This is a genomic window from Chitinophaga sp. OAE865 (assembly GCF_040546735.1).
Lineage (GTDB): Bacteria > Bacteroidota > Bacteroidia > Chitinophagales > Chitinophagaceae > Chitinophaga > Chitinophaga polysaccharea_A.
Map to the genome: position 1 here is coordinate 3,900,090 of NZ_JBEPOF010000001.1, position 16,772 is coordinate 3,916,861.

Below are 16,772 nucleotides of genomic sequence, written 5' to 3' on the forward strand. Positions count from 1 at the left end.
GCGCCTGAATAATGCTTATACCTTCGTGAGCTATACTGGGAAGGCGCCGGAGCTATTGTGGAATGGGATAACTGTAGAGATGGGGCCACGGGAAAACAGTGGAGCTGCTACATTTGCGCAGACAATAAGGTAAGCTCCTTTTCTCAACTTTAAATTTATGGGTAAACAACAAAGACGGAGCTACGACAAGGCCTTCGAAAAGATGGCAGCGGAACTTTATCTTAATGGCAAATCAGCCGGAGAAGTGGCCAAGCGGTAAATTTAATATCGGGAAGGGTGCTGTATTTGAGGTGAGCCGTAGTGGCTATTTCGCCTGGCTAAATTTTTTCAGAAGGCTGGATAAGATTATGAAGCTACCTGGTTTTGCCGTAGCATTATCCAGATAGCTTTCATTAAAAGGAGAACTATATTTATATATATGCTCTTATATCTCCCAAAATCCAATCAGGGTAATCAGCGTAATCAGTTTAATCCTGAGTCAGACAACCTCCGCGCGGCATTAGCTCAGCTCTTCGACGGGAACCCGCGGAGCAGCCTGCTGGCTCAGTTTATTGCTCTCCTTCAGTTTCGCGGGAACAGGGCGTATTTCCCATACTATCCCCAGAAAACCTAAGGTTTTGATTATATAATAGGTAATGTCAAACTCCCACCAGTAAAAACCCTGACGGGCAGCACTCTGGTAATAATGATGATTGTTATGCCAGCCTTCGCCCAGGGTGATCAGCGCCAGGATAGCACTGTTGCGGGATTCATCGCCGGTATAATATCTCTTATTACCAATTTTGTGCATAAGTGAGTTGATGGTAAAAGTGCCATGGTATAAGATAACAGTGCTCAGGAAAAAACCGATCAGTAAGGTAGAGAGCCCTGCGGACCAGTCGAACCAGCCGGTACCATTTACCTTATTGCCTACAAAGTACACGGCAATCGCCAGGATCACGGCCGGCACCATATGCCATTTATTCAGCCACAACAATTCCTTCGCCTTATGGTCCTTGATCAGGTCGAAACGGGTAGGTTTATATTCAGGCCCCATGATCCAGCCGATATGGGCATACCAGAAGCCGTATACATTGGCTGAATGGGGATCTTCGGGGGTATCACTGTGTTTATGGTGAATACGGTGGTTGGCCGACCACCATAAGGCGCCTTTCTGTAAGCTGCTTTGTGCGCCGCCCGCCAGGATAAACTGGAAGAACCGCGACGTTTTAAATGCACGGTGAGAGAAATAACGGTGGTAACCTGCCGTTACAAAAAACATACGTACTACATACAGTACACCGCATAAAATCCAGTCAAACGCTGTTGTACCGGTAAAAAATGCCAGTAAGGGCACCGCGTGAATGCCCATGAAATCTGCCTGATGCCACCAGTTTGGTGGTTTTCTGTCTTGCTTGATCGCCTTATTCATTCCACAAAGATAATTTCCGTCTTTTATTAAATAAATGATTTAAGTCATTTAGACAAAGTTAAGTGCTTTTCCCCGGTTTTGCGCCCCTGTGTCCCCTGCGAACTTTTTACAGCAGGATGTGTTAGAGAGAAACGTAGTGCTATCCTTTCATCACGTTAAAGTAATTATTATGTCACAATTAATTTCGGCTATCAGGAATAATGTGAAGTATTGGTGGTTATACCTGCTCAATGGAATTATCTTCCTGATTGCAGGTTTTATCGTTTTCTCCAATCCCTTCAGCAGTTATGTATTGCTCAGCATTTTCTTCAGTGTTACCCTGTTCGTGACAGGGATCTTTGAAATTGCCTTCGCAGTGAGTAACCGCAATGCGCATCACGGTTGGGGATGGTCGCTTGCCTCGGGCATTATAGATGTGGTGATAGGTTTTATCCTTATGTTATATCCGTCTGTTAGTATGGCGGTAATACCGCTTTTCCTGGCATTCTGGTTCATGTTTAAAGGTATTAGCCTGATCGGCTTTTCCATACAGTTGCAAACAGACAAAGTGCCCAACTGGGGCTGGCTGCTGGTAGGGGGGATCGGTCTTATTATCATTTCCATCTTCATTCTCGATAATCCTGCCCTTGGGGTGGCTACCGTACTTGGACTGATGGCTGCCGCTTTCTGGGGAACCGGTATCCTCAGTATCCTCTTTGCTTTCCGTCTTAAACATGTAAAAAAGGAATTAAGGGAACACGGTTTGTAAACATCTGCCTGTCAACCCGGTTACAGCGAATATCGAAGTGATCTGTCACTTCGATATTCGCTGTAGTGGCTTTATGCTTCCGGCATTTTCCTGTATATTCGGTGCTTCTAAATCTAATCTCTTCCGATGAAAATCAACAGAATCTATGCTATTGCGTGCCTGCTGTTATGCGCAGGAATGCAGCAGGGAATGGGGCAGACTACATCCGGGTATGACGCCCATGAGGCTTTTTCTCCTTTGTTCTACCCGGCGCCAGGCAATGAGTTCCGTAGCGCAGGCGGGCAACCCGGTCCGAAATACTGGCAGAACGCGGCAGATTATAAACTGGCGGTAACGCTTGATACTGCGCAACATCGTATAAGCGGTTCCGTTGTCATTACCTATAAGAATAACAGCCCTGATCAACTGCCTTTTTTGTGGTTGCAGCTGGATCAGAATATTTACCGGGAAGACTCCAGGGGAAGCGCTACCGTGGCTTCTTCTGGTGAGCGTTTTGCCAACCGTAGCTTTACACAGGGATTTGAATTGAAAAGTGTAACTGTGATCAGTGCCGGGAAATCGGCTGCCGCCAATTACCTCGTGAATGATACCCGTATGCAGGTGAAGCTGGCAGATGCGCTTAAAACAGGCGCCTCCCTGCAGCTGAAAATCGATTACGCATACACCATCCCGGAATATGGCACCGATCGTACCGGTCGCCTGCGCACTGCCAATGGATGGATCTACGAGATAGCACAATGGTATCCACGTATGGCTGTGTACGACGATATACTCGGATGGAATAATATTCCTTACCTGGGCGCTTCCGAATTTTATCTTGAATACGGCAACTTTGATTATACCATCACAGCGCCCGCCAGTTTGCTCATAGGCGGCTCCGGGGAACTGGTGAACGAAGCGCAGGTACTATCGCCTAAAGAAATAGGCCGTCTTGCCAAAGCGCGCAACAGCGATGAAACGGTATATATCCGCGACAGTGCAGACGTAAAGAATAACAGGCCATCAGGTAACCGCACCTGGCACTTCGTATGTAAAAATGCCCGCGACGTAGCCTGGGGCGCCTCTGCTGCCTTTATCTGGGATGCCGCACGTATTAACCTGCCTGGAGGTAAAAAAGCGCTGGCACAATCGCTTTATCCGCTGGAAGTAGCCGGTAAAAATGCCTGGGGCAGATCCACCGAATATGTAAAAGGTTGTATTGAACATTACTCGGACAAGTGGTACGTATATACATACCCGGTAGCTACCAACGTAGCGGGAATTGTAGGAGGCATGGAATATCCCGGTATTGTTTTCTGTAACTGGAAATCCACAAGGGGCGGCCTCTGGGGCGTTACAGATCACGAATTCGGGCACAACTGGTTTCCTATGATCGTTGGCTCCAATGAACGTAAATATGCCTGGATGGATGAAGGGTTTAATACTTTCATTAACGGCATCGCTACCCAACATTTTAATAACGGCGAATACGCTGCCCGCCAGAGTATGCAGCGGGCCGCCCCCATGTTGTTTTCTGCCAATGCAGAAGCCATCATGAACACACCGGATGTGATAGGGCTTAATTATAACGGCATTGCCGCTTATTACAAACCAGCAGCAGGATTGAACCTGCTCCGTAATGAAATCCTGGGGCCTGAGCGTTTCGACTATGCTTTCCGGGAATACATTAAGCGCTGGGCATTTAAACATCCTACTCCCTGGGATTTTTTCAGGAGTATGGAGAATGCCGCTGGTGAAGATCTCAGCTGGTTCTGGCGAGGATGGTTCTTTAATACCTGGAAACTGGACCAGGCGGTAAAAGACGTGAAATATGTAAAGAATGATCCGACACAAGGCGCCCTCATTACCATCCAGAACCTGGAACAATTGCCTATGCCGGTGGTGCTGGCAATAACAGATGCCAACGGAAAAACGGATACGGTGCGCCTGCCGGTGGAGATCTGGCAACGTGGCGGTAACTGGACATTCCGCTATCCGTCCACTACTAAATTAGCCGGCGTAATTATTGACCCCGCAGGCAATTTCCCTGATATCAATCCATCCAATAATACCTGGAAAGGGGAGACAGGAAAACCGGTGCCTCCCGGAACTACGGCAACGGCTATATTAAAAAGATATATTGATGCAGTTGGTGGCGACAGTCGGCTGAAAGGCTTAAAAGACCTGCTGCTGGAAGAAGAGGGTAACGTTAAAGGCACTGTTATTGAACGTCGTGTGCAGGTAAAGCAACCGGATAAAATATTGCAGGTGGTGACCGTACCAATAAATAACATGGTGCCCTTCAGGTTGCTCATTAACGGCAATAACGTAAGTATGGCCCGCATGGGAAAGAACATCCCGCTATCGCCGTCGGACAAGGCTATCCTGAAGGATAAAAACAGCCTGTTCCCCGAGTTGCAATATCTTAACAACGGCAGCGATGTTAAGATGGAGCTGTTGCCGGTGACAGAAGAAGTAAATAACGCCGAGGCATATGTGATGAGCATTGCCACTTCCAACGGAGCGCTGATGCGTAACTACTATGATGTGAAAACAGGGCTGAAAGTACGCACCGTTTCCCTGCCGGGGCAGGAAGGCAAAGAGCCGGAAACAACCACTGATTATGCGGATTACCGCGAGGTGAATGGTATACAGTTACCGTTTGCGATTACCACCACCGACCCAAGTGGTTTTGAAGCGGGGATGACAGTGAAGAAGGCAGTGGTGAATGGGGGGATTGAAGAGGAGGTGTTTAAATGATCCGTAAATGACAAGGTAGCATCTTCTGATTTTTTCGGAAGGCTATCTTGTTGTACAACAATTTATTATTTTACTTCAACAAACCCCTATACAAAATATTAAATGATGATGAAATACATTAATGTTAACCGTTTATTGTTGGCCCTTTTATCTTTCTTAATTTTTAATGGTCAATCGCTTTTTGCACAGATTAACTATACCGGATCTCTTAATCATGCAACACTTGGTGGATCTGCCTGGGTAAAAGCCGGCACGCTGGCCATCCCTCAGCAGGGAGTGTCTGCTTCCATCAGGATATATGGCGGCGTAGGTTTTAATGCTGGAATTGATCAAATGGGATCTACGGAGCTTTTTATCAGGACCGGTAATGGGAGCTCCGTGGTAGATGGCTTTGCTTTTTCTGCCTATGCTACCCGTACTGGCCGGCATATTGGAGCTGTAAATGCCATCAAGGTATTACCCAATGCGGCGGGAGCGGCCGCCACTGCGTATGATATTTATTTTTATAACGGATCTTATATTGGTCTGGGATCTTACCAGGTGACCTGCGCCTATGGAACCTGGACCCACAGCATGACACCTGCCTCCGATCCAGGCGCCTCTGCATATACAGTTCCTTTTGAATTCAGAACTTTGAATGAAACTTACCTTGCCGGCTCCCTGTTTATTTCTGGAACAAATGGTAATGTTGGTATCGGCACCGTTACTCCGAAAGCTAAGCTGGCGGTATATGGTGATATCTTTGCCACCAAAGTAAAAGTTACGCAAACGGGATGGCCGGACTATGTATTTGGGAAAGACTACCATCTTCCTGAAATATCAGCGCTTGAACAATATATATCAACACATCAGCATCTTCCGGAAATACCTTCTGCAACGGAAGTAGCGAAAGAAGGACTGGATCTCGGAGATATGAATAAAAGACTGCTGCAAAAAGTAGAAGAGCTCAGTTTATATATCATTCAATTGGATAAAAAGAACAAGGAACTGGAAAGCAGGCTTAAACTGGTGGAGAATGCCAATAGAAAGACGATTGAATAATATTCATTAAGTTTCAATTACCCCGGACTGTAAACAGATGCCATCCAAAAGAGAATACTTTTGTGAAAGTTAATATCTTCGCGGCAGCACCAATGTCATGAAAGAATGAAACAACTCCGGCCGGTAATGTTTGTGGGCACCGCCTCCGATGTAGGTAAAAGTGTGATCACAGCCGGGTTTTGCCGCATTTTCAAACAGGATGGATTTACTCCGGCGCCTTTTAAGGCCCAGAATATGTCGCTCAACAGCTATGCAACACCCGATGGCCTGGAAATAGGCCGTGCTCAGGCGGTTCAGGCTGCAGCAGCAGGCGTGCCTTGCCATACTGATATGAACCCGGTGCTGCTGAAACCTGTCAGCGACTGTAATGCCCAACTGGTGCTGCATGGCAGGCCTGCCGGTAACCAATCGGCCTGGGAGTATTTTATGGAAGATGATAAGCGTGCGCTTTTTGAGGAAGTAAAAGGTGCGTTTAACCGCCTGTCGCAACGCTATAATCCCGTTGTAATGGAAGGGGCGGGCAGCATTTCAGAGCTGAACCTGCGCGCAAAAGATATCACCAATATGCGGATCGCCCTGCATGCAGGTGCGGCCGTTTACCTTATTGCGGATATCGACCGGGGAGGCATTTTCGGTAGCGTGTATGGCACTATCGCATTGCTGCCACCGGAAGAAAAAGCATTGATAAAAGGAATCATTATTAATAAATTCAGGGGGGATATCCGCTTGTTTGAAGATGGAAAATCCCTGCTGGAAAAGATCACCGGCGTACCGGTAACCGGTGTGCTACCTTACTATCACGATATTCATATTGAAGAAGAAGATGCAGTTTCGCTTCCGCTTAAACAGAAGCGATATGTTACAGGAGAGATAAATATCGCGATCGTGTTGCTGCGGCATATGTCGAACTTCACCGATTTCAATGCGCTGGAAAAAGATGAGCGGGTAAATATCTTTTATACTGACAACCCCGCGGAACTGGCGGCTGCAGATATTATTATCCTTCCCGGAAGTAAAAATACGATAGCCGACCTGGTAGCTATCAGGAACAACGGTACCGCTGCGGCAATAACGGATGCGCATAAACGAAATAAGGCAGTGATCGGCATTTGCGGTGGTTACCAGATGATGGGGCAACAGGTGGCAGATCCTTATGGCGTGGAAGGCGCTGCCGGCAGCATCCCGGGCCTGGGTATTTTACCGGTTAGCACCGTGCTTACCAGAGAGAAGGTAACCCGGCAAAGAACTTTTTATTATCGTGGTCAGCAGAAAATATGTGAAGGATATGAAATTCATATGGGAGATACCACTGCAGCAGTTCCTTCTCCGCTGAATACTTTTACCGGTGGCGGTACAGATGGTTATTTCCTTAGGGACAACTGCTGGGGTACCTATCTTCATGGCATCCTGGACAATGATGCCGTGATCAACGACCTGCTGGCGCATTGCGGCAAACCTGTAGTAGCAAAGGAATTTGATTACCGGCGGTTCAGGGAAGAACAATATAACAAACTGGCAACACATATCCGTGAACATCTGGATATTCCGGCTGTTTATAAGGCGCTGGAATTATAATAATATTGCATTATGATACAAGGACACGGAGACGATGGCTACCTGTTTGATCAGCAGGTAAAGGCTGATTTCAGCTCCAATGTTTGGTATGGTGGTTTACAGACAGGGCTAAAGGAGCATCTCAGTAACAAAATAAACGGTATTGATCATTACCCGGATGCAGGCGCCGTAAAACTACAGGCCCTGCTGGAAAACCAGGCCTCCCTGCCCGGCGGCAGTATCCTGGTGACCAATGGCGGCACGGAAGCCATTTACCTGGTGGCACAGGCCTTTGCCGGCGCTACTACCACTGTGGTAGTGCCTACTTTTTCCGAGTATGAAGATGCGTGTAAGCTGTACCGGCACCAGGTACAATACCTGCAATGGGATAAACTAACACCGGATACCACATTTGCCACCGACCTGGTATTTATCTGCAATCCTAACAATCCTACCGGGCAGGCGCTGGATGAAAAAGCCCTGCAGCAACTCATTATACACAATAAGCATACGGTGTTCATCATCGATGAAGCCTATATACAGTTTACGCTGGATGCAGTTACCATGCTGCCTCACCTGCATCGGTTGCCCAATGTGCTGGTGCTGAGGTCCATGACAAAAACATGCTGCATCCCCGGGCTGAGATTGGGCTATGTGGCTGCACGGAAGCAGCTGCTGGACAGGGTCCGTGTTTTCAGGATGCCCTGGTCGGTGAACAGCCTGGCGCTCGAAGCGGGTTATTATATCCTGGAGCACCCTGAACAGTTTACGATTTCAACCGACAGCCTGTTACAGGAAACGTTCCGGTTATGGGAGGCTGTCCGTAAGATGCCGGAGTATAAAGTACATGCGTCCCATACGCATTTCTTTCTTTTTGAAACATTAACCGGTACAGCTGCAGGCTTGAAGGCATGGCTGATGGAACGGCATGGTTTGCTGATCAGGGATGCCTCCAATTTCTACGGACTTGGGCCTGGTCATTGCCGTGTCGCCTGCCGCAGCGCCGCCGATAATAAATTACTGATCACTGCTTTGCGCCAATGGACCCTGTATTAAAATTCGTATTGCCATTACTGTTAGGGTACATTGCCGACCTGGTGCTGGGAGATCCGCGCAGCTGGCCGCATCCCGTGAAAATGTATGGCTGGTTGATCCGGCAGGGCACCTGTTGGCTTAACCGGGGTGGTGCCCGGTTCTGGAAGGGCGCCTTACTTACTGTTACGCTTTGCGGGACGGTGTACGTAGGTTTTTATTTTATACTTATAGTACTATCGGGGTGGCCGGTAGTGTACTATGCATTCAGTACGGTGTTTGTTTTTTTTGCACTCGCCAATAAAAGCCTGTTGCAGGAAGGCCGGGAGGTTTTTGACGCATTGCACCACGAGGGACTGGAAGCAGGGCGCCGGCGACTGTCATGGATAGTGGGAAGGGATACCGGCCATTTGTCGCCGGACCAGATCCGTATCGCGGTACTGGAGTCGATGTCTGAAAACCTGAGCGATGGGGTAGTAGCCCCGCTGTGCTTCTATGCTGTGCTGGGCCTGCCTGGCATGATGCTCTATAAAATGATCAACACGCTTGATTCAATGATAGGCTATAGGAATGCGCAATACCTGTATTTTGGGCGTTTTGCTGCGCGCCTGGATGATGTGGCCAATTTTATCCCGGCCCGGATCACGGCCCTGCTGATGATCCTTCTGTACGGCAGCAGCCGGGCCTGGCATTTTATGATCAAATACGGACCGGCGCATAGCAGCCCCAATTCCGGTTACCCTGAAGCCGCGCTGGCGGGCATCCTGGATTGCCGCTTCGGTGGACCTAACCTTTACCAGGGAATTGAAGTACACAAACCTTATATTGGCGAAAATGAACGTAATATTGAACACGATGAATTCCGTAAGGTAATGTACCTTAATCATGCGGTTACTTTTGTAATGGTGATCAGTATCGTGGCGATAAAATATTATTTGATATGGATAGTACAGCAGTAACACCACAGCGGGAAAAAGAAAGGATCAGTATTTTAAGTTGCGGCTGGCTGGGTAAACCCCTGGCATTGCACCTGAAAGCCGCCGGTTACCCCGTGAAAGGCGCGCGCACCAGCATGGAGGGTGTGCGGGAACTACAGGCCCTCGGCCTGGAAGCCTATGTTGTGGTATTGTCGGAAAATGTGTTAACCGGCCCGGACGATTTCTGGGACGCCGATATTTTGGTGGTAAATATTCCTCCCCGGAAAGAAAGGGGAAAAGAGGCGCATGTATCTGAGATAATGCTGTTGCGCAGCTTTATTGAAACTACCCCTATCCGTAAGGTAATATTCGTCAGCTCCACTTCTGTATATAAAGATATCAACGGACTGGTAACCGAGGAAAATGATGAAATGCCCGATACGCCCAATGGAATGGCATTGCGGGAGGTGGAAGAGCTCCTGCTCTCGTCTACTGTATTTGATACTACTGTGCTTCGTTTCGGCGGACTGATAGGCTATGACCGCCTTCCTGATCAGCGTCGTATTATGGAAGGGCGTAAATCCAACGGTCAGCCTATGAATGTTATCCATCGCGATGATTGTATCGGCGTTATCCGCCAGGTGATCGAGAAAGATGCCTGGGGGGAAGTGTTTAATGCCTGTGCCAGCGGGCATCCGCAACGCAGCCGTTACTATAAGGCAGCAGCGCAGCATCTCGGTATTCCTATGCCCCGGAAGTTGCCTGCCAAAGAAGAGCCATATAAGATTGTAGGTTCCAGCAAACTGAGGAACATGTTGGGATATTCTTTCCTGTACGATGATCCGTTGCAGGTGTTTACGGCTAATGTTTAAAGCCCGCGGTTACATCATACAAAAAAAATTGTTTACATGTATTAAATTTACTATATTGTAGTGATACCTCCTCTATGCCAGCGGGAGGTATGGTTCAACAATAACATATTTATTCAATCCTAAACCTGAAAAAGCCGTGAATCTGCTGCTCCCTGGCCTGTTTGCTATAGCATTATGGCTGATGTTCTCCCTGTACCGGAGTCACAATCGGAAAAAGGCCGAATTGCTCTTACCCGTAAGATCTGCCAGTATTGTGAAAATTCACAGTTATAAATCCTTCGGCATCATTGCTACCATCCGCTTCAAGGATGAACAAACCCCTCAGATCGGCGACCGGTTGCATGAGGAAGGTAATATTTACCAGATCACCGGGGTGGTAACGCCCGATCCTGTAGAGGAACAACCCAGGGATACCTGGGATTGCCGCCTGGTAAAAATATAACCGGTGTATTACCTTTAAGTATCCCTGGCTTCAATATTTGACGATGAGCCTGTGTATCGGTATCATGAGATAGGTTCGCAGCGCTTTAAGAAATTTTTTATCCTGATATAGCTGGTCCGTGGTTTGCGTAAGATCTTAGAAAAAGGAGATCTTATGAATGCTTTTATGATTAAAACTTCCGGAGGCCGCTTTTATGTAAGGCCTGCATCACCAGAACGCTTCCTGGTAGATATAGATGGAGAGGAGATAATGATGGAGAAAGATGAAGACGGATATGTACGCGCACCGGGCGCTACAGATAATGGTCGTCGTTTAAATATGGGCCTGCTCAACAATATTGCAGATGAAATCGCGGTCAAAACAGCGTAGAAATTCCACAGGTTGGGGTTACTGATGCTCCTCAAATGCCGTCAGGTATTTGTCGATGTACTGTGATTTTGTTTTGGATTTATACTGCATTACAAAGCGGGGATGCTCCAGCGGGACCACCTCTTTAAAAAATTTTTCCTTTTCATTTAATGCCTGCAGGAAAGCGGCATTTTTACCCGTCCCCATACAATAGCATACTTCGCGGCTGATATTCCATTGCAGCTGTTCTTTTAAGCTGCTCACAATAAACGGATAGGCGGCCTTTGTCAAAGCGGCGCTGTCGTAATAATTGTAATTTATTTCTTTGCCGCTAGGCTGGAGGGCAGTAAATCCAAGCGGGCAAATGGAACTGATATAGAATTTCCCGTAAAATTTCTTTACTCCGCCGTAGGCGTCTATCACATCATATACGAATACCGAAGAGGGCTCATGTGTTTTGAGGCCGGTGATTTCGATCCCGCATTTATCCCACATACGTTTGGTATCTGTAAAGGGGACGCCGGTTGACCCAGATCCCAGCCGGCCGGGATTGATACCCAGGATCAGTTGCCGGGGTTGTTTATCATCATAAAACTTTTTATAGAACTGTTTCATGATGTCCATAATACCGGGGCCTTCCCGGAAAGGGTTCATCACGCGGATGCCTGCAGGCAGTTTGCCCGGAAATTGCAGCTGGCTGTTGAATGAAATGATCTGGTCTGCGATAGTCATTCCGCAAGTTAAGCCATTTGCTGGTGCCTGGTAATCTTTTCCAGTATGTCTTCTTCCCGGTAAGGCTTCATGATATAGTCGTTTAAGCCGGAGCGGAGGTACAGCTCAATATCGTCATCCATCACATTACCGGTGATGGCAATAATGGTTACTGCCGCTTTTTTCGGGTCGGGCAGTTCCCTTATCATGTTGGTTAGCATGAGCCCATCGATGCCCGGAAGATCAATGTCCGTCAGTATGAAATCGAAGGCCTCTTTTTCATATGCTTCCAGGGCCTCTTCTGCCGAAGAGACGATCAGATAGGAAGCCTGCATTCTGTCCAGCATCAGGGCCAGCAACTTTTGATTGAGAATGCTGTCTTCCACCACCAGTAAACGGATACCGGGAGGAATAATGGCGTTTGTAGATGTACTGTTCACGGGGACAATAATTTTTTTGGTAGCAGGAGATGAGGCCACCGCCCTGTACCTGATTTCAAAATAAAAAGTGGTACCTTTTCCTGGAAGGCTTTCCACATGAATCTTTCCGTTGTGCAGATCGATGATTTTCTTAGAAATATGCAATCCCAACCCGCTTCCCTTATGATAATGGTTATTTCCCTGGGAGAAAGCATCGAATACCAAAGGTAGTTCTTTATGTGAAATACCCACACCCGTATCTTTTACGCTTACCTGTAATAAGTTGTTGTCACGCACATGCGCCGTAACGGTAATACTGCCTTTTTCTGTAAACTTGATCGCATTAGCTACCAGGTTGATCAATACCTGTTTCAACCGGAAGGCATCGCCCACCAGGATTAATGTACTGGGGAAATAAATATTTACTTCCAGCGCCAGTGATTTCATTTCTGCCTGTACAGCTAATGTTTTGCATACTTCCTCAATGGCAGTGCGGGGAGAAAACTTTTCTTCCCTTAATATCGGTTCTGCAGATTCCATCCGCGTGTAGTCGAGCACGTTATTTACCACCTGCAGCAGCATTTCTGCAGAATAACGTATAGCCGGCACCGTTTCGGGCCGCTGGTCGCGTTCCATCAGGTGCACATATCCCAGCAGCGACTGCACCGGCGTACGTATTTCGTGGCTGATGGTGGCGGCAAAATCGCTTTTCTGCTGTGCGTATTTTTCCGCCTGTTGCTTGGCCCTCAGCAGTGCCAGGTCGTAGCGGTATAAACGGATGATACCATATATAATGATACCTGCCAGTAACAGGATAAGGGGGATTTCCCAGTAATTATGCTTATCCAGCCGGTACAGGGAATGATCGATGTCCTGCCCGAGCCGGAGCCGTCTTTTATCGGTTTCCTCTACAATATGCTGCTTCAGGTCTGCTATGAGGTGAAGCAGTTCAGTGAACAGGCGCTCGTTGGCGATCACCAGGGCGTATTCTTTCTGTTTCAGGTTATTGTGGCTCTCGGTGGCATCCCTGATAAATTTATTGTAGGCAGCCTGTATTTTCGAGAGCTGATCTTTGGAGAAAGCCTTACCATCTTTATTGGTATCGTATTGTACGATCTTTACGTGCTGGCTGGTTTGCTGCACCTGCGATTTATTGCTGATCGCATCTTTGATACGGCCAAGCAATTTCTTGCGTCCTTTGGTAGTGGCGGTTTCCGTGGTAATGATCGTATCGGCCTTCGGAGCGGGTACCGGTATTTTAATATTGCTCAGTTGTTGCAGCGGGGGTGGGGGAGCAGTAGTATCCCATACCTGCGATAGCTGCAGCAATGAATCTACGTATAGCCGTGTTTGTAAGTACAGCTGCGATTTCCGGGCTTTGTCGGCCAACAGGGCCTGCACCTGTTTTTCATTTCCAGTGGAGCTTACGGCGCTGTCGAGATGCGCTGTAATGCTGCTCAGCTGTCCAACATAAGTATTCAGGTATTTACGGTCGTATGTAAGCGTATATACGCGGAAGTTATTATCTGCTGCATACAGTAATTGTACTGCCTGGTCAATATGACCTGCATCTGTTTTCGTGGCAACCAGGTCTTTAACAACGATGCCTAACTGCGCTGATTCTTTCTTCCTTAGTGAGATGATCATAAAAAAGGTCATCAGAACAATCACCATTATCGTTAGTATGGCATAACGTATAAAGGTTTTTTTTTCGTGGGTTGTATACATTGTTATTATATGATTGGGACGTTGGCGTGGTGGCTAAACCGGTGCGAAAATAGTCATTTTATATTCCGTAACTAATAGATAATCAATGAAAAACAAAAAGAATAGATATGTATTTTCTGCTGAATTTCCTATATATGATTATATTTAATACATTATATATTTTTTCTTATTAAAAGTTTCATATAGTGCCGCAATTCAAGGTATAAATATTGGTATATAAGATATCTGTTATGTTTTACTTGAAAAGATGAAGTTCACTTTTCCTTTTGTATTATTGTTATACTTCTGTTGATTTGATATATCAGGTCAATAGATTTGTATTATTGTTGCCGTAATATCTGCTTTGATACATTATATGAAAAACTGTTTTTTAACCTGGCTGCTGCTCCTGGCGTGGTGGCCATGTACTTTTGCCCAGCCTGCTTCGCCAGACCAGCACTACAAATTTTATAAGGGATCCAGTGCCCTGCAGGACAGGATCTTTTACCTGTTTACCCTGATGGAGGAGTTACCGGGCCTGTCGCGGCTCATGAACAGTGACAGTGCCCTCTGTACACTTGGACAGGAATACCGGCAGCGTGTAACCGGTTCCGTGAGTAAGGGCGACCTTACCGCTCCGCTGCAATTTTCGGCACGTACTACCGGAGAGGTGAGCAAGGCGTTGATTGATTTATTGCTGCGCCACCCAAAGGAAATGGGCCGCCTGCTAAACGAAATGCGCGGCAGTGGGGTATTTCAGCTGTACGCGGATAAAGCGGATACCACACTGTTGAGTCTTGCCTGGAAAGATGCGGCCGACGGTGTGAATTATATCCTGAACGCCTATACGAATGGAAAAGGGCTCCGTTACCCCGTGATCGATTCTGCTGCCTATTATGTAGCATCACCTGCCTACAGGTCCATGATACAACGTGTGATGGAGCAGGCAGGAAAAAGGAAGCCGGGGCTGTTTTTCCGGCCCTCGCTGGACGTGGCGCTGGGGCTGCTGGAACTGAATCACCGCGATGAGGCCATACGTTATGAGCCTTTATCTGCCATTAATGAAGCCGCTTATAAAATGGTGAAGCAAACGGACTGGAGCAAATATCCTTATACCGCCATGCTTATCCTGGGCGCCAGCCCCGTGGCAACTGAGCCTTTGAGCGAAACCGGTAAAAGCCGTTGCCGTACCGGTGCAGAGTTGTACCGCAAAGGGATGGCTCCTTTTATTATTGTATCCGGAGGGCATGTACGGCCTGTAGGAACCCGGTATTCTGAAGCCGTGGAAATGAAGAAATACCTGGTTAATGAACTAAAGATCCCTGCGGCCGCAGTAATGGCCGACCCTTATGCCCGGCACACCACTACCAATGTGCGCAACGCCGTAAGGATCCTGTGGCGGAGCGGTATCCCGGTTGATAAAAAGATGATGTGCGTTTCTGACATCATGCATGTGGCATATGTAAACAGCCCTATGTTTACCAAACGTTGTAAAACCGAACTGGGATATATGCCTGCGGCAGATATGGAACAATCGGACCTTTACTTTTTGTCGTTCCTGCCAGACCTCCGCTCCCTGCAGGTAAATGTTTTTGATCCGCTGGATCCCTGAGGTAAAATATTCCGTTCACTCATTCGTCTACATATAAACACATCCTTTATTTTATGTCTGATTCTTCTATCCAGCCCTTATATACCATCCTCGGCGCAGGAGGCATAATTGCCAATGAACTGGCCGCCGAACTGGTAAAAAATCAGAAACGGGTACGCCTCGTGAGCCGTTCGCCCAAATCCATTGCAGGAATTACCGACCTGGTACCCGCAGATATTACGGACGCCGCCCAAACGAAGAAAGCAGTCAGGGGCAGTTCCGTGGTGTTCCTCACCGCCGGGCTTAAATATGATATCAAAGTATGGGCAGATGCCTGGCCAAAGATCATGACCAATGTGATCGGTGCATGTAAAGAAGCCGGTGCAAAACTCATCTTCTTCGACAACGTATACTCGTACGGGTTAGTGAACGGCCCAATGAAGGAAGACACACCATATCATCCTGCCAGTAAAAAAGGAGCTATTCGCGCAGCGATTGCCACCCAGTTGCTGAATGAAACAAAAGCCGGTAATCTCACCGCTACCATCGCCAGGGCGGCCGATTTTTATGGACCGGGCGCCGATAAAACCGGTTTCCTCAACCTGCTGATCATCGATAAGTTCAAAAAGAACAGCAGCGCCATGTGGCTTGGAAAAGACGACCAAACGCATAGTTACACCTTCACTCCCGATGCGGCCAAGGGTTTGTACCTGCTATCGCAGGACGACACTTCCTGGAACCAGGTATGGCATCTGCCTACAACCAATCCCGCACCAGACGGGAAGGGATATATACAGCTCATTGCGGAGCAAATGAATGCAAAGCCGAAGTATATGAAACTGGGCAGCTTTATGCTTACCCTATCGGGGTTGTTTGATACCACTATCCGCGAAATAAAGGAAATGCTGTACCAGAATAATCACCCCTATATTTTCGACTCTTCAAAATTTGAAAATCACTTTAATGTGAAACCTACTTCCTATGAAGAAGGGATCCGCCTTACACTGGCGCAATCTAAATAGTCTACTGATTTTGTAGGAAAATAAATTTGGAAGTTATTTTTTCTGTCTTATCTTTGCACCAGTTCTTTAAATAGCTTATCAAGAAAGGAGGAGGGACATGGCCCGACGATACCTTAGCAACCACCACTGTGCAAACAGTGAAAGGTGCTGCATCCATCCTGGTTTAAGAACCGGGAAAGATAAGTCAGATCAATAGTTTACTGTAAATTATTACTTCA

General features: G+C 47.3%; 14 protein-coding genes and 1 riboswitch. Of the genes, 11 read left to right on the plus strand and 3 right to left on the minus strand.

Going from position 1 to position 16,772, the window contains the following annotated elements; genetic code table 11:
• Window positions 1-499: 499 nt before the first annotated feature.
• Window positions 500-1,411 (minus strand): acyl-CoA desaturase, encoded by a 912-nt coding sequence (locus ABIE50_RS15855; RefSeq protein ID WP_142685341.1) that lies wholly within the window; start codon window positions 1,409-1,411, stop codon window positions 500-502.
• Window positions 1,412-1,580: 169 nt separating this feature from the next.
• On the opposite strand from ABIE50_RS15855, the gene ABIE50_RS15860 reads away from it, so the two are divergent.
• The 9 genes from ABIE50_RS15860 to ABIE50_RS15900 all read left to right on the plus strand — a co-directional run bounded on the left by ABIE50_RS15860 (window position 1,581) and on the right by ABIE50_RS15900 (window position 11,125).
• The gene (locus ABIE50_RS15860; protein WP_209867246.1) at window positions 1,581-2,159 is read left to right on the plus strand and encodes an HdeD family acid-resistance protein; all 579 of its coding nucleotides are present in this window, start codon (window positions 1,581-1,583) and stop codon (window positions 2,157-2,159) included.
• A gap of 126 nt (window positions 2,160-2,285) precedes the next feature.
• Entirely contained in the window at window positions 2,286-4,898 is a 2,613-nt protein-coding gene (locus ABIE50_RS15865) for a M1 family metallopeptidase (protein ID WP_209867248.1), read from the plus strand.
• A gap of 105 nt (window positions 4,899-5,003) precedes the next feature.
• A complete protein-coding gene (locus tag ABIE50_RS15870; RefSeq protein WP_209867250.1) occupies window positions 5,004-5,939 on the plus strand; it encodes a hypothetical protein in 936 nt (311 codons plus the stop codon).
• 105 nt (window positions 5,940-6,044) lie between these two features.
• On the plus strand, window positions 6,045-7,514 hold the full coding sequence (locus ABIE50_RS15875) for a cobyric acid synthase (RefSeq protein WP_354028040.1): 1,470 nt from the start codon (window positions 6,045-6,047) through the stop codon (window positions 7,512-7,514).
• A 12-nt stretch (window positions 7,515-7,526) separates the two neighbouring features.
• Window positions 7,527-8,549 carry a pyridoxal phosphate-dependent aminotransferase gene (locus ABIE50_RS15880; RefSeq protein WP_209867252.1) on the plus strand — a complete coding sequence of 341 codons (1,023 nt, stop codon included), beginning with the start codon at window positions 7,527-7,529 and terminating at the stop codon, window positions 8,547-8,549.
• Window positions 8,534-9,484, plus strand: coding sequence for an adenosylcobinamide-phosphate synthase CbiB (gene cbiB, locus ABIE50_RS15885; protein WP_209867254.1), 951 nt, complete (start codon window positions 8,534-8,536; stop codon window positions 9,482-9,484). Before ABIE50_RS15880 ends, cbiB begins: the two co-directional genes overlap by 16 nt.
• On the plus strand, window positions 9,466-10,314 hold the full coding sequence (locus tag ABIE50_RS15890) for an SDR family oxidoreductase (protein ID WP_209867256.1): 849 nt from the start codon (window positions 9,466-9,468) through the stop codon (window positions 10,312-10,314). The genes cbiB and ABIE50_RS15890 overlap by 19 nt, the downstream gene beginning before the upstream one ends.
• Before the next feature lie 136 nt (window positions 10,315-10,450).
• Complete coding sequence (locus tag ABIE50_RS15895; RefSeq protein WP_209867258.1) at window positions 10,451-10,756, plus strand: hypothetical protein; 306 nt, start codon at window positions 10,451-10,453, stop codon at window positions 10,754-10,756.
• A gap of 153 nt (window positions 10,757-10,909) precedes the next feature.
• The gene (locus ABIE50_RS15900) at window positions 10,910-11,125 is read left to right on the plus strand and encodes a hypothetical protein (protein WP_209867260.1); all 216 of its coding nucleotides are present in this window, start codon (window positions 10,910-10,912) and stop codon (window positions 11,123-11,125) included.
• An 18-nt stretch (window positions 11,126-11,143) separates the two neighbouring features.
• Here ABIE50_RS15900 and ABIE50_RS15905 read toward each other — a convergent pair whose 3' ends face one another.
• Together ABIE50_RS15905 and ABIE50_RS15910 are read right to left on the minus strand one after the other, a co-directional pair.
• Window positions 11,144-11,836 (minus strand): uracil-DNA glycosylase family protein, encoded by a 693-nt coding sequence (locus ABIE50_RS15905; protein ID WP_209867261.1) that lies wholly within the window; start codon window positions 11,834-11,836, stop codon window positions 11,144-11,146.
• 8 nt (window positions 11,837-11,844) lie between these two features.
• The gene (locus ABIE50_RS15910; RefSeq protein ID WP_209867263.1) at window positions 11,845-13,962 is read right to left on the minus strand and encodes an ATP-binding protein; all 2,118 of its coding nucleotides are present in this window, start codon (window positions 13,960-13,962) and stop codon (window positions 11,845-11,847) included.
• 355 nt (window positions 13,963-14,317) lie between these two features.
• On the opposite strand from ABIE50_RS15910, the gene ABIE50_RS15915 reads away from it, so the two are divergent.
• Together ABIE50_RS15915 and ABIE50_RS15920 are read left to right on the plus strand one after the other, a co-directional pair.
• Complete coding sequence (locus ABIE50_RS15915) at window positions 14,318-15,553, plus strand: YdcF family protein (protein ID WP_209867265.1); 1,236 nt, start codon at window positions 14,318-14,320, stop codon at window positions 15,551-15,553.
• Window positions 15,554-15,606: 53 nt separating this feature from the next.
• Window positions 15,607-16,554 (plus strand): NAD-dependent epimerase/dehydratase family protein, encoded by a 948-nt coding sequence (locus tag ABIE50_RS15920; RefSeq protein WP_209867267.1) that lies wholly within the window; start codon window positions 15,607-15,609, stop codon window positions 16,552-16,554.
• Between the two features lie 72 nt (window positions 16,555-16,626).
• A riboswitch (SAM riboswitch) is annotated at window positions 16,627-16,740 on the plus strand.
• Window positions 16,741-16,772: the final 32 nt, after the last annotated feature.